A 13,337-nucleotide genomic window follows, 5' to 3' on the forward strand; every position below is an offset into this window, starting at 1 on the left:
CGGCGGTTTTTTATTGGGGCGCGCCTTACTTCGCGACGCCCAGGTTTTGCTTGAAGAACATCTCGATTTTCTTGTACACGTGGCGCTGGCCCGCGCGCGACGAAATGCCGTGCTTGGCGCCCGGATACGTCATCAGGTCGAACTGCACGCCGCGGTTCACCAGCGCGTCGATCAGGCGCGTGCTGTTGCTGAACAGGACGTTATCGTCGGCCATGCCGTGCACCAGCAGCAGCGGCGACTTCAGGCCGTCCAGGTGGGCGAACACGGTGCTGGCCTTGTAGCCGTCGACGTTTTCCTTCGGCATGCCGAGGAATTGCTCCGTGTAGTGGGTGTCGTACAGCGACCAGTCGGTGACGGGTGCCACGGAGACGCCCATGGCGATCTTGTCGGACGCGGCCGACAGCAAGCGCAGGGTCATGAAACCGCCGTAGCTCCAGCCGAACACGCCGATGCGTTTCGCGTCCACGAAGCTTTGCTTGCCCAGCCAGTCGATGCCCACCAGCTGGTCGGCCACTTCCGCCGCGCCCAGGTTGTGATAGATGGCGTCCGTGAACGCGCGCTCGCGGCGCGACGAACCGCGGTTATCGAGGCGGAAGACGACAAAGCCCTGCTGCGCCATGTACTGGTCGAAGTTGTTGCCCCAGCGGCGAGCCACGTGCTGCGAATGCGGGCCGCCATACGTCGACAGGTAGACGGGATAGCGCTTGCCCGCGTCGAAGTTCGATGGCTTGACGATGGAGTAGTACAGCGTCTGGCCATCGTTGGCCTTCAGGGTGCCGTATTCCGTCGGCAGGTGGTCGGCCTTGTACTTGGCGTACGGGTGGCTGGCATTGAGCGCGTTTTCTTCCAGCCAGCCCACCATGGCGCCGTCCGGGCGGCGGATGCTCACTTGCGGCGGCGTGGCCGGGTCGGAATACGTGTCGACGAAGACTTCGCCATTGCTCGAGAATTTCGTGTCGTGCCAGCCGTCGGCTTTCGTCACGCGCTGCGGCTTGTCGGCCATGCTGCCGTCCAGCGCCAGCGCGTAGGTCTGCTTGTCGATCACGGCATCGCGGTTCGACGACACATACACCTTGCCGGTTTTTTCATTCACGGCCAGCACGCTGTCGATGCCCCATTCGCCCGAAGTGACCGGGCGCAGCAGCTTGCCGCCCATGTCGTACAGGTACAGGTGGTTGCGGCCCGTGCGCTCGGACGACCAGAGGAAGGTGCCGTTCGACAGGAAGTGCAGGTCGTCATGGATGCTGACCCAGGTCTTCGACGTTTCCGTCAGCAGGGTGCGCTGCGCCAGGGTGGCCGCATCGACGGCTACCAGGTCCAAGGTCTTCTGGTCGCGCGACTGGCGCTGGTACACGAGCGACTTGCTGTCCGCGCTCCAGTCGGCGCGCACCAGGTAGATGTCCGGGTTCGTGCCCAAATCCACCTGGCGCTGCGCGCCCGTTTCCGGCGAGACGATCAGCAGCTGCACCAGCACGTTCGGATCGCCGGCGGCAGGGTAGCGCTGTTCCACGACGTCGGTGCGGTCGGCGAAGATTTCAAAGCGGCGCACGACGGGCACGGGCGCTTCGTCATAGCGTTTATACGCGATGGCGGAATCGTCGGGAGCCCAGTAGTAGCCGGTGCGCTGGCCCATTTCTTCCTGCGCCACGAATTCAGCTTCGCCGTTGCGGATGGTGCCCTTGCCGTCGGTGGTCAGCTGGCGTTCCTTGCCCGACTTGAGGTCGATCACATAGATGTTCTGATCGCGCACAAACGACACATAGCGGCCTTTCGGCGAGATTTTCGGGTCCAGCACATTGCCCTTGGCGACCAGGCGCGCCTTGTCCGGGTGGGCCGCATCGACCAGGTACAGATTGCCGGCCAGCGGCACCAGCAGCTGCTTGCCGTCCGGCGACCAGCTGTAGCTGAGAATGCCGTTCAGGCTGGCCGTGCGTTCGCGTTCGCGGCGCGCCTGTTCTTCGGGCGAGATCGTTTCATTCGGCACCAGCGCCTTCGAGTCGACCAGGCGGTGCGTGCTCTTGTCCTTCAGCTTGAATTCCCACAGGTCGAGCTGGAACTGGTTGTCGGCGCGGCCGCGCAGGAACGTGACGCGCTCGCCGTCGGGCGAAACCTTCAGGTTGCGCACGCCGGGGCCGGCCAGCGCCGGATCGGCGTGGATGCGTTCCAGGGTCAGCTTTTCAGCCGATGCGGGAACGCTGGCCATCGCGGCCAGAAAACAAAGAATAAAACGCATGGATGTCTCGGTAGTTGGAGGAATGAATGGCACTGCATGTAGAGGCGAGCTTGAGCGTTGCCTAAGCGTAAGACGATACCAGAGCGTGCCTGTTTATGCGATAGCCCGGGCCACGGAATAAGACGGTCCTGGCCGTATTTCCTTCGTCAAAAATATCCAACAGCCGCCCATTCCATGGCGCTTTTCCGTGATCAGGCCAATATCGTACCTGCGATCACGGTCAGGCATGCGCCGCCTATCCATGCGTGGCCAGCGCGGAAACTGACGGCTACGCGGCCGTCGCGCTGCAAACAGGTGCCCTGGCGCACGCGGTAGCCGGCGCCCGCCAGCAGCTGCGCGATACAGGCGTTGGCGCTGCCCGTGACGGGGTCTTCCACGAGCGCGCCGTGTTCGCTGAGCAGCGCGCGCACTTCGTAGTCGGCCGGACCGCCCGCGTCGTGCGGACCATACAGCGCCAGGCCGTCCGCCCGGGCGGCAGCCAGCAAGGCCGTCAGCGCGGCGATGTCGGCGCGCACGGCCAGGCAGTCCGCCGCGCTTGCCAATGGCACGCACAGCCAGCGGATGCCCATCTCGACGACGGTGCCGCAAGCGGCTGCGCCGCCGCCCAGCGCCGCTTGCAGCAGCGGCAGCAGCGCGGGGGCGAGCGCGCGCGTGGTGCAGGGCGGCGCCTGGAACGCCAGCACGCCGTCAGCGCTGCGCTCGATCTGCACCAGGCCGACGCCGCATTCCTGCACGATGCGCGCGCCCTTGGGCTGCATGCCCGCGTCGAGCAGGGCGTGCGCCGTGCCCAGGGTCGGGTGGCCGGCAAACGGGAACTCCATCTCGGGCGAAAAGATCCGCACGCGGTAGTCGGCTGCCGGGTCGCGCGGCGCCAGCACGAAGGTGGTTTCCGACAGGCCCGTCCAGCGCGCGATGGCCAGCATCTGCGCGTCGTCCAGGCCATTTGCGTCGAGCACCACGGCCAGCGGGTTGCCCATGAATGGCACCTTGCTGAAGACATCGACTTGCCTGAATGGGCGTACTTGCGGCATGGCGGCTCCTCGTTGGGGTATCAGGCTTCGCGCATGCGGCGCAGCGACAGGCGGTTCAGGTACCAGGTCAGCAGCACGGCGGCCACCGTCAGGCCCGTGACGAGGCCGATCCAGAAACCGGCGGCGGCCATGGGCTCGGCCGGCGACCAGGGGAAGCCGGCCGGCGCCAGTCCCAGTACATAGCCGATCGGCAGCGAGAAGCCCCAGAAGGCCAGCAGCTGGATCAGCATCGGCTGGCGCGTCACCTTGTAGCCGCGGATCGCGCACGACGTCGCCACCTGCGTGGCGTCGGACAGCTGGAACAGGGCGGCAAACAGCAGCAGCTGCGCGCACAGCGCCTGCACCTGCGGGTCGGACGTGTAGGCTTGCGCAATCTGGTGGCGGAAGACGGTGATGACGGTGGCCGAGACGATGGCCGCCGTCAGCGACATGGCCACGCCCACCCACGAAATGAAGCGGGCCTTGCGCAGGTTGGCTTCGCCCACGGCATGGCCCACGCGCGTGACCAGCGCGATGCCGAAAGTGAGGGGCACCATGAAGACGACGGACGAGAAATTGAGGGCGATCTGGTGCGCCGACACCTGGATCACGCCGAAGCGCGCCACCAGCAGGCTGATGACGCCAAAGGCGCTCACTTCGGCAAAGTAGGTCACGCCGATGGGCAGGCCCAGGCGCAGCATGGGGCCGATGGACGACAGCTGCGGCCATTCCCAGTGCGTGAACGGATACGTGGCGCGGTAGGCGGGGGCGATCTTGATCCAGGCCAGCATGGCCAGCAGCATCATCCACACGCAGCAGGTGGTGGCCACGGCGCAGCCCACGCCGCCCATCTTCGGCATGCCCCAGTGGCCGTAGATCAGCAGGTAGTTGACGAGGATATTGAGGCCCAGCGCGGCCAGCGCGATGACCATCACGGGCTTGGTCTGGTTGATGCTGGTGCTGTAGCCGTACAGCGCGCGGTAGGCGGCGAACGGCGGCAGCGCGCAGCTGATGATGTGCACGAACAGCTTGGCCTTGGCTGCCACGGCGGGTTCCAGCATCAGGTGGTCGAACACCAGCGCCGCCATGTTCGTCAGCAGGCAGGCCACCAGGCCGACGAGCAGCGCCTTCCACAGCGACTGGCGCACGATGTGCGGCACCCGGTCATGGCGCGCGGCGCCGATTTCATGCGCGACCAGCGTATTGATCGCCATCATGATGCCGCTCACGGTGACCAGCACGATGGACCAGATGGCCGCGCCCAGCGACACGGCCGCCAGTTCCTCGGGATTCGTGTGGCCCGTCATCGCCACGTCGGCCGCGCCCATGCCGACGGTGGCCAGCTGGCCGATCAGGATGGGCCAGGCCAGCTTCCATAGCGAGGACACTTCAGTGCGGATGGCGGGCAGGGTGAACGAGGTAGTGTGTGGCATGGACGGAAAGCTTGACTAAACACAAGATTCTACCGGCATTCGCCGTGCTTGTCCGCCGCAGGCCCCGGGGGCCTGGCCGCGGTAATCATTTGTTACAGCTAAGAATGCCAGTCGCGGATAGACTGCGCGCTCTATTTGGCAAGATGACCAAATAGTCACACCGTACTATCCTGACTATGGAGTAAGACCATGTTGAAGAAAGCCTTGAACTGTGCCCTGCTGCTGGGCGCCGCCATGACGGCCGAACTGGCCGGCGCCGGCGAACTGACCCTGTATTCGCGCGACGATTATCTGGGCCGCTCGCAGACCGTGCGCGATGCCGTCCCCGACCTCGAAGCCCTCCGTTTCAACGACACGACGCAAAGCATCCGCGTGCGCTCGGGGCGCTGGGAGGCGTGCGAGGACGCCGATTTCCGCGGCGCCTGCTTCCTGCTCGAGGCGGGCGACTACCCGTCGCTCGATGGCCGCGCCAACAAGATCACGTCGTTGCGCGAAGTGCGCGGCTGGGGCGGCGGCTACCCTGGACGCGACCGGGATTGGGGCCGCGAACGCGAGTGGGACGGGCACCGGGAACGTGACCGCGAGCGCGGCTATCTGCCGGGCCGCGCGCTGGGCGGCGAACTGACCCTGTACACGCGCGATGACTTTGTCGGCCGCAGCCTGACCGTGCGCAATGGCGCGCCCGATCTGCGCGAACGCGACTTCAACGACACGGCGCAGAGCGTGCGCGTGCGCGCCGGGTACTGGGAAGTGTGCGAGGACGTGGACTTCCGCGGCCGTTGCCGCACTCTGGGTCCCGGCGAATACGCGAACCTGGAACGCCTGAGCAACCGCATCTCCTCGGTGCGCGAAGTGCGCTGACGCGGGGCAGCGCGTCAGCCAAATGGCAATAACCGGCCCCTGCAGGGCTGGTTATTGCTTTTGGTAACAATTTGTTGTCCTTTTCTCATACTTTGTTACACCGTTTTTTCTGCGGATGGCTACACTGGCATCAGTTGTCATGTCGATCACTTACTTTTGCCGCCACCGGAGACCGCCCCATGAATCGCCCGTTCGCTTTTGCCCTGCTGTGCGCCAGTTCGCTGTTTGTCCACCTCGCGGCGCAGGCCGGCGAGATCCGCCTGTACACCGACGATAATTTCAAGGGCAGGGTAGTGGTCTTGCGCGATACGACCGATGATCTGTCGCGCGTCAATTTCAACGACACCGCGTCGAGCATCCAGGTCGAATCGGGCAGCTGGGAAGTGTGCACGAATGCCGATTTCAAGGGCGATTGCAAGACGCTGGAACGCGGCGACTACCGCTCGATGCCGGGCATGAACGACAAGATTTCATCCGTGCGCGAAATTGGCGGCAGCAGCAGCGGCGGTCGGCGCGCGGCGCTGGAGCTGTATGCGGACGGCGGCCAGCGCGGCGCGTCGGCCGGCATCAACGCGGACCGGGACGACCTGGTCGACATCAGCTTCAACGACCGCGCCAGCAGCGCGCGCATCGAATATGGCTACTGGCAGCTGTGCAGCGATTCCAACTACCGCGGCAGCTGCCGCGTGTTCGGGCCTGGCACCCACGACGACCTGGGCAGCCTGAGCGGGCGCGTGTCGTCCGCGCGCATGGTCGATCCGCGCGAAGAGAACCGTCCGCAAAACAACGAGGGACTGGTGGTGCTGTACGGCCGCGCGTTCCTGAATGGGCCCGGGCTGCAGGTGAACCGCGACGTCAACGACCTGGTGCGCCTGAACTTCAACGACCAGGCTGCCTCCATGGTCATCAACGAAGGCACCTGGGAAGTGTGCACGGACTCGCAGTTCAACGGCACCTGCGAGCGCAGGGGACCTGGCAAGTATGAAACCCTGGGCACGACGCTGGAAAAGCGCATTTCCTCGCTGCGCCGCCTGTACTGAGCGCGCGATCGGGCCTTCGCCGAGGCCTTGTATTTGTTACAATAACACCCTGGCGCAATCGCCAGGCGTATCATCACCAAAGAATGAAGAATGGAGTTAATCATGAAGGGCCCTTTCAAACACGTGCTGGCATGCGCCGCGACCCTGCTGCTGTCACTGGCGGCCCACGCCGGTGCCCATGCGGGCGAAATCACCCTGTTCGAGGATGATAATTTCCGCGGCCGCGCCGTGACCCTGCGCGAGACGACGGACGACCTGTCGCGCATGGGCTTCAACGACAAGACATCGAGCATCATGGTGCGTTCGGGCACCTGGGACGTGTGCACGGATGCCGGCTTTCGCGGCAATTGCCGCACCCTGGGACCAGGCGAATACCGCTCGATGCCGGGCATGAACGACGCCATCAGCTCGGTGCGCGAATCGGGACGCGGCGACGGCTATAACCCGGGACGCCCGGGGCGCGACCCGGACCGGGGCAACGGCGGCTATGGCCGCGGCGGCGTCCTGGAAGTGTATTCGGGCGCGGGCCAGAATGGCGGCTCGGCGCGCCTGAACCGCGACACGAACGATTTCGTCAGCATCGGTTTCAACGACCGCACCACCAGCATCGTCATCTACAACGGTTACTGGCAGCTGTGCAGCGACGCGAACTACGACGGCGTGTGCCGCATCTTTGGTCCCGGCCGCCACGACGACCTGGGACGCGGCCTCGATGGACGCGTCTCGTCGGCGCGCATGGTGGACGAGCGCGAAGCGCGCCGCCAGCAGCAATACGACCGGCCGCAGTACGAGCAGCCGCAATATCCGCAGTACCAGCAGCGCGGCGCCGTCCTGCTGTTCCCCGAAGCGGGCATGCGCGGCGAACCGCTGGCGCTGGACCGCAATGCGGAAGACCTGGTGCGCTACAACTTCAATGACCGCGCCTCGTCCATCGTCGTCAACGAGGGCCAGTGGGAAGTGTGCAGCGATTCGAACTTCCGCGGCCGCTGCGAAGTGATCGGGCCGGGCGAATACGGGCGCCTGAACGGCATGGAAAACCAGATTTCCTCGCTGCGCCGCGTGCGCTGATGCCGCCTTGACGCGGTACTGACAGGCCGCCTGCCGGGTTGATCCCGCCAGGCGGTTTTTACATTCCCTGCCGTGTGCTGACATTTGCTTTCCCTTTGTTACACTCGCCGCCTGCCGCCTGGACTACACTGGCGAAAATGTAATCAGTATTGGAGTTGTCATGGTTCGATCTTTCCGGCCCGCGCTGCTGTGCGCCGCCACCTTCCTCGCCCCCCTTGCCGCATCCGCGGGCGAAATCACCCTGTTCGAGGATGCCGGTTTCCGCGGCCGCCCGGTCACCCTGCGTTCCGACACGGGCGACCTGTCGCGCATGGGCTTTAACGACAAGACCTCCAGCATCATCGTGCGCTCGGGCACCTGGGAAGTGTGCAAGGACGCCAATTACCGTGGCAACTGCCGCGTGCTGCAGCCTGGCCGCTACGACACCATGCCGGGCATGAACGACGCCGTGTCTTCCGTGCGCGAAGTGGGCCGTCCGGGCCATGGCGGCGGCGATCACCGTCCCTATCCGCCCCGTCCTCCGCGTCCGGAGCCCGATCGTCCCTATCCCGGCTATCCAGGCCATGGCGGCGGCCACCGTCCCGACATGAACGGCGCCGTGCTGATGTTCCCCGATGCGGGCATGCGTGGCCGGCCCGTGCGCCTGGACCGCGAAGTGCGCGACTTGAGCCGCTATGGCTTCAACGACCGCGCCGAATCGATCGTCGTCAATTACGGCCGCTGGGAATTCTGCGTCGACGCGAACTTCCGTGGCCGCTGCATGGTGATGGGGCCAGGCAGCTACGGCCGCCTGCACGGCGGCTTCGACCGCCGCATTTCCTCGCTGCGCCGCGTGCGCTAGGCGTTTTTAGGCTTCCTTTCCAGCGCCCGCGTAACCGATGTTCCGCGGGCGCTGTTGTATTGTGCGCACGCTATGTCACGGCCAATTCGTGTACTCTTCCCACAGGCGGTTCAACCATGGGGAGCAAGCACGGTGGAATACAAGGACTACTACAAGGAACTTGGCGTCGAGAAGACGGCGACCGAGGCCGAGATCAAGAAGGCGTACCGCAAGCTGGTACGCAAATACCATCCCGACGTGAGCAAGGAGCCGGACGCCGACAAGCGCACCAAGGCCCTCAACGAAGCCTACGGCGTGCTGGGCGACGCGGAAAAGCGCGCCGCCTACGATGAACTGGGCCGCAACCAGGGGGCGCAGGGCCAGCCCTTCCGGCCGCCGCCGGACTGGGGTTCGGGCTACGAATCGTCGGGCGCCGACGACAGCGATTTCTTTGCCGACCTGTTCGCCCACGTGGGCGGACGCCGTCGCGCCAACAGCAGTTTCCAGATGCAGGGCGAGGACAGCCACGCCGCCATCACCATCGACCTGCACGACAGCTACCAGGGCGCCAAGCGCCACATCGTCATGCGCGTGCCCGAGGCGGATGCGCAGGGCCACGTGGTGACGCGCGAGCGCACGCTGGAAGTGACGATACCGAAGGGCGTCACGGAAGGCCAGCAGCTGCGCATGAAGGGCCAGGGCCATCCGGGCAGCGGCGGCGCGCCGGCCGGCGACCTGTACCTGGAAATCCGCTTCCAGCCCGATGCGCGCTACAAGGTGGAAGGGCGCGACGTGTTCGAGACGGTGCCCGTCACGCCATGGGAGGCGGCGCTGGGCGGCGAGATCGACGTGCCCACGCCATCGGGCACGGTGGCCGTCACCGTGCCGCCCAATTCGCAGACGGGGCGCAAGCTGCGCCTGAAGGGGCGCGGCATTCCCGCCGCCCAGCCGGGCGACCTGTACCTGCTGCTGGAAGTGGTGCTGCCGCCGGCGAACGACGACAAGGCGCGCGAACTGTATGCAACCATGGCGCGCGAGATGGCTTTCAATCCGCGCCAGAAGCTGGGAGGGTAAATCATGACAAACAAGGTAATTGGCGAATTGCTCGAAGACCGTGCCCTGAGCCTGGAAGAACTGGCGCGCGCCTGCGCCGTGGAGCCGGACTGGGTGGTGCAGCATGTGCAGACGGGCGTGCTGCTGCAAAATGGTCCGCCGGCGGGACAGCTGACGGCCTGGCGCTTCACGAGCCTGGACCTGGTGCGCGCGCGCCGCCTGCACGAAATCGAATCCGTGTTCGACGCGAATGCGGAACTGGCCGCGCTGGTGGTCGATCTGTCGGAAGAAGTGGCGCGCCTGCGCCGCCGCCTGCACGTGCTGGGCGTCGACTAGGCCTTATGCCGGCTCGCCGTGGCGCGCCACGGTGAGCCGGGCAATATAGAACTGTCCGTCGACGACCACCCGGTGCGGGATGCCGGCCACGTCGAAGCCGGGGCCGCCGTCTTCCATCCATTCCTGCGCCAGCGAATCGAATTGCTGCGGCGTCATGCGCAGCATCTGCGCCGTGATGACGAAGCGCGCGCCAGGTTTTTGTTTGTTGACGAAGTCGTCGATGCCGGCCATGGGAAATCCTTGTCATTGAAAGTTGACCCAAGTAAAGGCCGGTGAAATTGGGGTCAGACCCCCGGACACGTTGGCATTAAGCTTTGCGTTGGCGGTGTTGAGGGTCTGACCCCAGCATTTGTTTGGGGTTTGTTGAGGCATGATACCCGCCCGCGCGCGATTCTAGAAGATTTGCACCAGCAGCGGCAGCTGCTCCGCAAAACGCTCCGTCAGCCACTTGCCCGCCTGGCCCGGCGGCGTGTCGGCGCGCTGGATCAGGTAAATCGGGTAATTCTCGCCCTTGTCGACGGCCAGCGGCAGGTGCACCAGGCGTCCGGCCTGCAGGTCGTCGCGCACCATCGCTTCGGGCATGTTGCCCCAGCCCAGGCCCGCGCGCAGCAGCGCGTGCTTGGAACCGAGGTCGCCCAGGCGCCAGTTGCGCAATCCCAGCACGCCGAAATCCTGGCCCTGCGTCAGGTCGCTACGGTCGCTGAGCACCAGCTGCACGTGTTCGCGCGCCACGTTCGATGCGATCGGTCCTTCCAGCTGCGCCAGCGCGTGGCTGGGGGCGGCCACGGGAATCAGGCGCACGTGGCCCACGGCCAGGCGCTCGAAGACGCTGGCCGTGGCCGTCATCCAGCCACCGAGGCCGATGTGGCAGCTGCCATCCATCACCAGCTGCGCCACGGCGCCCATGGCTTCGATGCGCAGGCGCAGGGCGACGGTGGGAAACTGCGCCTGGAAGGCCTCGAGCACGCGCACCAGCACGCAGGTGGGGAACATCACGTCGACCACCACCGACACTTCCGCCTCCAGCCCGCCGGCCAGCGCCTTGGCGCGCGCGCGCATGCCATCGACTTTCAGGGCCACGGCGCGCGCATCGGCCAGCAGGGCCTTGCCCGCGTCCGTCAAGGTGGGCTTGCGCTTGCCGCGGTCGAGCAGCACCACGTTCAGCTGTTCTTCCAGGTTGGCGATGGTGTAGCTGATCACCGATTGCGTGCGGTGCAGCTGGCGTGCCGCATGGGCGAAACCGCCCGCGTCGATGACGGCGACAAACACGCGCAACTGGTCGAGCGAAGGCTGGCCCGGTTCTCTCATGGCGACTCCATATCTAGAAATTCGATGCTAATCATTTATATTTACACGGTTTCATCGATGGTAGACCCGAACTATGCTGTGTGCAAGGGCTGCGATGCGGCCCATCCCCATCCCCGTTTTCACAGGAGCACTTCATGAGCAAGGTCTTATACATTAATAGCAGCGTGCGCAACAGCGGTTCCCTGTCGCGTCAATTGTCCGGCGAATTCGTCGCCAAACTGGCGGCGCAAGGGGCCAGCGTCATCGAACGCGACCTGGCCGCGCAGCCCGTGCCGCACTTGACGGAAGAGATGATGGGCGCCTTCTTCACGCCGGCCGACCAGCGCAGCGCGCAGGCGGCTGCGGCCGTGCAGGTGTCCGATACCCTGGTCGATGAATTGCTGGCGGCCGACGTGCTGGTGCTGGCCGCGCCCATGTACAACTTTTCCGTGCCTTCGACCCTGAAGGCGTGGATCGACCACGTGGCCCGCGTGGGACGCACCTTCCAGTACACGGCGACGGGCCCCGTTGGCCTGGCCACGGGCAAGAAAGCCGTCATTTTCACGGCCAGCGGCGGCGTGTACAGCGAAGGCCCCGGTGCCGCGTATGACTACCTGAGCACCTATCTGCGCACGGCGCTGGGCTTCATCGGCATCACCGAGATCGAGTTCGTGCAGGCCGAAGGCGTGGCCATGGGCGACGATGCCGTCGCCAGCGCGATCGCCAAGGGCCGCGCCTCGATCGAGGCCTTGGCCGCCTGAGTTTGCTTCAAGCCTAGTTCGGATGGGGGATTGTCAATCAGCCATGGTTGACATAAGCTTGCCGGCGGCGCGCCCCGTGCCAGCCCGGCGAGCGGTTCGCCATGAAAGTCCCCCATGCACAAGCTGGCAAGCGCAGTATTGTTCGGATGTTCCCTGTTGGCGGCAGGCATTGCGCACGCGCAAACTGCGCCCGTGGCGCCGCCCCACGTGGGGCGCCACGCCTCCACGCCTGAAGACATCCGCGCCATCGAAAAAGTCGTCGCCGACTTCCAGGCGGCGCTGATCGCCAAGGATGTCAAATTGCTGTCGTCGCTGATGCTGCACACGAACATCCTGTTCGCCTCGCCTGCCGACGACGGTTTCATCAAGAAAATGCGCGATACGACGGACGTCCATTTCGACGGCGTCGCGCAGGCCGGCTACATTGCTTTCGCCAACTTCATCAAGCGCGAACCGCTGCGCACGGAAGAAAAATTCTACAACGTCAAGATCACCCAGGACCGCCATGTGGCGTGGGTCAACTTCGACTACGAATTCCTCGTCGATAACAAACTATCCAACTATGGCGTGGAAGCCTGGCAGATGGTCAAGCGCGACGGCGAATGGAAAATCCTCAGCGTCGTCTGGTCCATGCATCCCGCGTCCGAGGCGGGAAAATAGGGGCCAGCCATGCCGCGTCAGTCGCGCGGCAGCTCGCGGATTTCCACCGTGCCACCTGCGTTCAGTACGGGGTTGCCCACCAATAATTTTTTTGCATCGTCTATACTTTCAGCTAGCACACATATATAGCCTGACAAGTGTGGCGTGACGGGTCTGGCCTGGCCCGACCGGTGCACGCAGATACCGGGCCCGATGGAGCTGCCACCGCAGAAGCGGCCACTGGCCTTGAGCATGGCGAAGTAGTCTTCCCAGGCGGACGTGGCGATGTCCATCGGTACTTGCGTGTCGTCATGCATGAAGATGATGTAGTCATTCATCCTTTTTCTCCTGTGCCGCGTGATAAAAACAGAGAGCCGCATCGAGTATTCCGAGCAGGCGCGAGCGCATGGTTTCACCTTTTTACCGTGTCAGTCCGTAGAGACAAGCTGTCCGGCCATGTCATTTTTGGAGCGAACATCGTGCCGATAAAGTATGTTGATTTTTATGAGGTGAATTACACGGCGGAACCCTTGCGGGGCTGCAAGCTGTGGGGCGCCTACGTCGCCATCTATGCCCCTTCGCGCAACCCCATGCACCGGGTGAACCTGGTGAAGAAGCGCAGGGTATCGGCCGATCACCAGTTTACAACGGAAGCGGACGCCGTGGCGGAAGCGGGCGAGGTGGCCGTCAAGCTGGTCGAGCGGCGCCGGCGCCGCTACGTCTTTCATCCCTGAAGCGCCGCGTGACTTGTTCCGGCGCGAGTTATTACGAATGAGCACGGTCCGGGCGTAGCCGG

General features: G+C 64.8%; 15 protein-coding genes. 9 read left to right on the plus strand and 6 right to left on the minus strand.

Going from position 1 to position 13,337, the window contains the following annotated elements:
• Positions 1-25 precede the first annotated feature (25 nt).
• From VPH41_RS24885 to VPH41_RS24895, 3 genes are all read right to left on the minus strand, one after another.
• The gene (locus VPH41_RS24885; RefSeq protein ID WP_328571851.1) at positions 26-2,233 is read right to left on the minus strand and encodes a S9 family peptidase; all 2,208 of its coding nucleotides are present in this window, start codon (positions 2,231-2,233) and stop codon (positions 26-28) included.
• A 191-nt stretch (positions 2,234-2,424) separates the two neighbouring features.
• Positions 2,425-3,264 (minus strand): PhzF family phenazine biosynthesis protein, encoded by an 840-nt coding sequence (locus tag VPH41_RS24890; RefSeq protein ID WP_328571852.1) that lies wholly within the window; start codon positions 3,262-3,264, stop codon positions 2,425-2,427.
• Between the two features lie 20 nt (positions 3,265-3,284).
• On the minus strand, positions 3,285-4,676 hold the full coding sequence (locus tag VPH41_RS24895) for an MATE family efflux transporter (RefSeq protein ID WP_328571853.1): 1,392 nt from the start codon (positions 4,674-4,676) through the stop codon (positions 3,285-3,287).
• Between the two features lie 189 nt (positions 4,677-4,865).
• Between VPH41_RS24895 and VPH41_RS24900 the strand changes: the two genes are divergently transcribed.
• From VPH41_RS24900 to VPH41_RS24925, 6 genes are all read left to right on the plus strand, one after another.
• Positions 4,866-5,537, plus strand: coding sequence for a beta/gamma crystallin-related protein (locus VPH41_RS24900; protein WP_328571854.1), 672 nt, complete (start codon positions 4,866-4,868; stop codon positions 5,535-5,537).
• Positions 5,538-5,716: 179 nt separating this feature from the next.
• Positions 5,717-6,577, plus strand: coding sequence for a beta/gamma crystallin-related protein (locus tag VPH41_RS24905; RefSeq protein WP_328571855.1), 861 nt, complete (start codon positions 5,717-5,719; stop codon positions 6,575-6,577).
• Positions 6,578-6,679: 102 nt separating this feature from the next.
• Positions 6,680-7,645, plus strand: coding sequence for a beta/gamma crystallin-related protein (locus VPH41_RS24910; protein WP_193317648.1), 966 nt, complete (start codon positions 6,680-6,682; stop codon positions 7,643-7,645).
• 160 nt (positions 7,646-7,805) lie between these two features.
• Entirely contained in the window at positions 7,806-8,486 is a 681-nt protein-coding gene (locus VPH41_RS24915; protein WP_152258076.1) for a beta/gamma crystallin-related protein, read from the plus strand.
• 132 nt (positions 8,487-8,618) lie between these two features.
• The gene (locus VPH41_RS24920) at positions 8,619-9,539 is read left to right on the plus strand and encodes a DnaJ C-terminal domain-containing protein (protein WP_152284793.1); all 921 of its coding nucleotides are present in this window, start codon (positions 8,619-8,621) and stop codon (positions 9,537-9,539) included.
• A gap of 3 nt (positions 9,540-9,542) precedes the next feature.
• Positions 9,543-9,854 carry a MerR family transcriptional regulator gene (locus tag VPH41_RS24925; protein ID WP_099665182.1) on the plus strand — a complete coding sequence of 104 codons (312 nt, stop codon included), beginning with the start codon at positions 9,543-9,545 and terminating at the stop codon, positions 9,852-9,854.
• A 3-nt stretch (positions 9,855-9,857) separates the two neighbouring features.
• Here the strand turns inward: VPH41_RS24925 and VPH41_RS24930 are convergent, their stop codons facing one another.
• Both VPH41_RS24930 and VPH41_RS24935 read right to left on the minus strand, forming a co-directional pair.
• Positions 9,858-10,085 (minus strand): hypothetical protein, encoded by a 228-nt coding sequence (locus VPH41_RS24930; protein WP_086146325.1) that lies wholly within the window; start codon positions 10,083-10,085, stop codon positions 9,858-9,860.
• A gap of 162 nt (positions 10,086-10,247) precedes the next feature.
• Positions 10,248-11,162 carry a LysR family transcriptional regulator gene (locus VPH41_RS24935; protein WP_152284792.1) on the minus strand — a complete coding sequence of 305 codons (915 nt, stop codon included), beginning with the start codon at positions 11,160-11,162 and terminating at the stop codon, positions 10,248-10,250.
• 134 nt (positions 11,163-11,296) lie between these two features.
• On the opposite strand from VPH41_RS24935, the gene VPH41_RS24940 reads away from it, so the two are divergent.
• Both VPH41_RS24940 and VPH41_RS24945 read left to right on the plus strand, forming a co-directional pair.
• Positions 11,297-11,902: an FMN-dependent NADH-azoreductase gene (locus VPH41_RS24940; RefSeq protein WP_152258080.1), complete on the plus strand. Its 606-nt coding sequence runs from the start codon at positions 11,297-11,299 to the stop codon at positions 11,900-11,902.
• A gap of 114 nt (positions 11,903-12,016) precedes the next feature.
• The gene (locus VPH41_RS24945) at positions 12,017-12,562 is read left to right on the plus strand and encodes a hypothetical protein (protein WP_328571856.1); all 546 of its coding nucleotides are present in this window, start codon (positions 12,017-12,019) and stop codon (positions 12,560-12,562) included.
• 17 nt (positions 12,563-12,579) lie between these two features.
• Here VPH41_RS24945 and VPH41_RS24950 read toward each other — a convergent pair whose 3' ends face one another.
• Positions 12,580-12,879 carry a hypothetical protein gene (locus tag VPH41_RS24950; RefSeq protein ID WP_328571857.1) on the minus strand — a complete coding sequence of 100 codons (300 nt, stop codon included), beginning with the start codon at positions 12,877-12,879 and terminating at the stop codon, positions 12,580-12,582.
• Between the two features lie 141 nt (positions 12,880-13,020).
• Between VPH41_RS24950 and VPH41_RS24955 the strand changes: the two genes are divergently transcribed.
• Positions 13,021-13,275 carry a hypothetical protein gene (locus VPH41_RS24955; protein ID WP_152284788.1) on the plus strand — a complete coding sequence of 85 codons (255 nt, stop codon included), beginning with the start codon at positions 13,021-13,023 and terminating at the stop codon, positions 13,273-13,275.
• Positions 13,276-13,337 lie beyond the last annotated feature (62 nt).

It is taken from the genome of Janthinobacterium sp. P210006 (assembly GCF_036231885.1).
In the GTDB taxonomy this organism is placed as follows: Bacteria; Pseudomonadota; Gammaproteobacteria; order Burkholderiales; family Burkholderiaceae_D; genus Janthinobacterium; species Janthinobacterium violaceinigrum.

What these genes read in the sequence shown, in the direction of transcription:
- VPH41_RS24945 (WP_328571856.1), top strand. Translation starts at nt 12,017, where the DNA reads ATGCACAAGCTGGCAAGCGCAGTATTGTTCGGATGTTCCCTGTTGGCG.
- VPH41_RS24940 (WP_152258080.1), top strand. Translation starts at nt 11,297, where the DNA reads ATGAGCAAGGTCTTATACATTAATAGCAGCGTGCGCAACAGCGGTTCC.
- VPH41_RS24910 (WP_193317648.1), top strand. Translation starts at nt 6,680, where the DNA reads ATGAAGGGCCCTTTCAAACACGTGCTGGCATGCGCCGCGACCCTGCTG.
- VPH41_RS24950 (WP_328571857.1), bottom strand. Translation starts at nt 12,879, where the DNA reads ATGAATGACTACATCATCTTCATGCATGACGACACGCAAGTACCGATG.
- VPH41_RS24915 (WP_152258076.1), top strand. Translation starts at nt 7,806, where the DNA reads ATGGTTCGATCTTTCCGGCCCGCGCTGCTGTGCGCCGCCACCTTCCTC.
- VPH41_RS24900 (WP_328571854.1), top strand. Translation starts at nt 4,866, where the DNA reads ATGTTGAAGAAAGCCTTGAACTGTGCCCTGCTGCTGGGCGCCGCCATG.
- VPH41_RS24895 (WP_328571853.1), bottom strand. Translation starts at nt 4,676, where the DNA reads ATGCCACACACTACCTCGTTCACCCTGCCCGCCATCCGCACTGAAGTG.
- VPH41_RS24935 (WP_152284792.1), bottom strand. Translation starts at nt 11,162, where the DNA reads ATGAGAGAACCGGGCCAGCCTTCGCTCGACCAGTTGCGCGTGTTTGTC.
- VPH41_RS24905 (WP_328571855.1), top strand. Translation starts at nt 5,717, where the DNA reads ATGAATCGCCCGTTCGCTTTTGCCCTGCTGTGCGCCAGTTCGCTGTTT.
- VPH41_RS24890 (WP_328571852.1), bottom strand. Translation starts at nt 3,264, where the DNA reads ATGCCGCAAGTACGCCCATTCAGGCAAGTCGATGTCTTCAGCAAGGTG.
- VPH41_RS24930 (WP_086146325.1), bottom strand. Translation starts at nt 10,085, where the DNA reads ATGGCCGGCATCGACGACTTCGTCAACAAACAAAAACCTGGCGCGCGC.
- VPH41_RS24885 (WP_328571851.1), bottom strand. Translation starts at nt 2,233, where the DNA reads ATGCGTTTTATTCTTTGTTTTCTGGCCGCGATGGCCAGCGTTCCCGCA.
- VPH41_RS24925 (WP_099665182.1), top strand. Translation starts at nt 9,543, where the DNA reads ATGACAAACAAGGTAATTGGCGAATTGCTCGAAGACCGTGCCCTGAGC.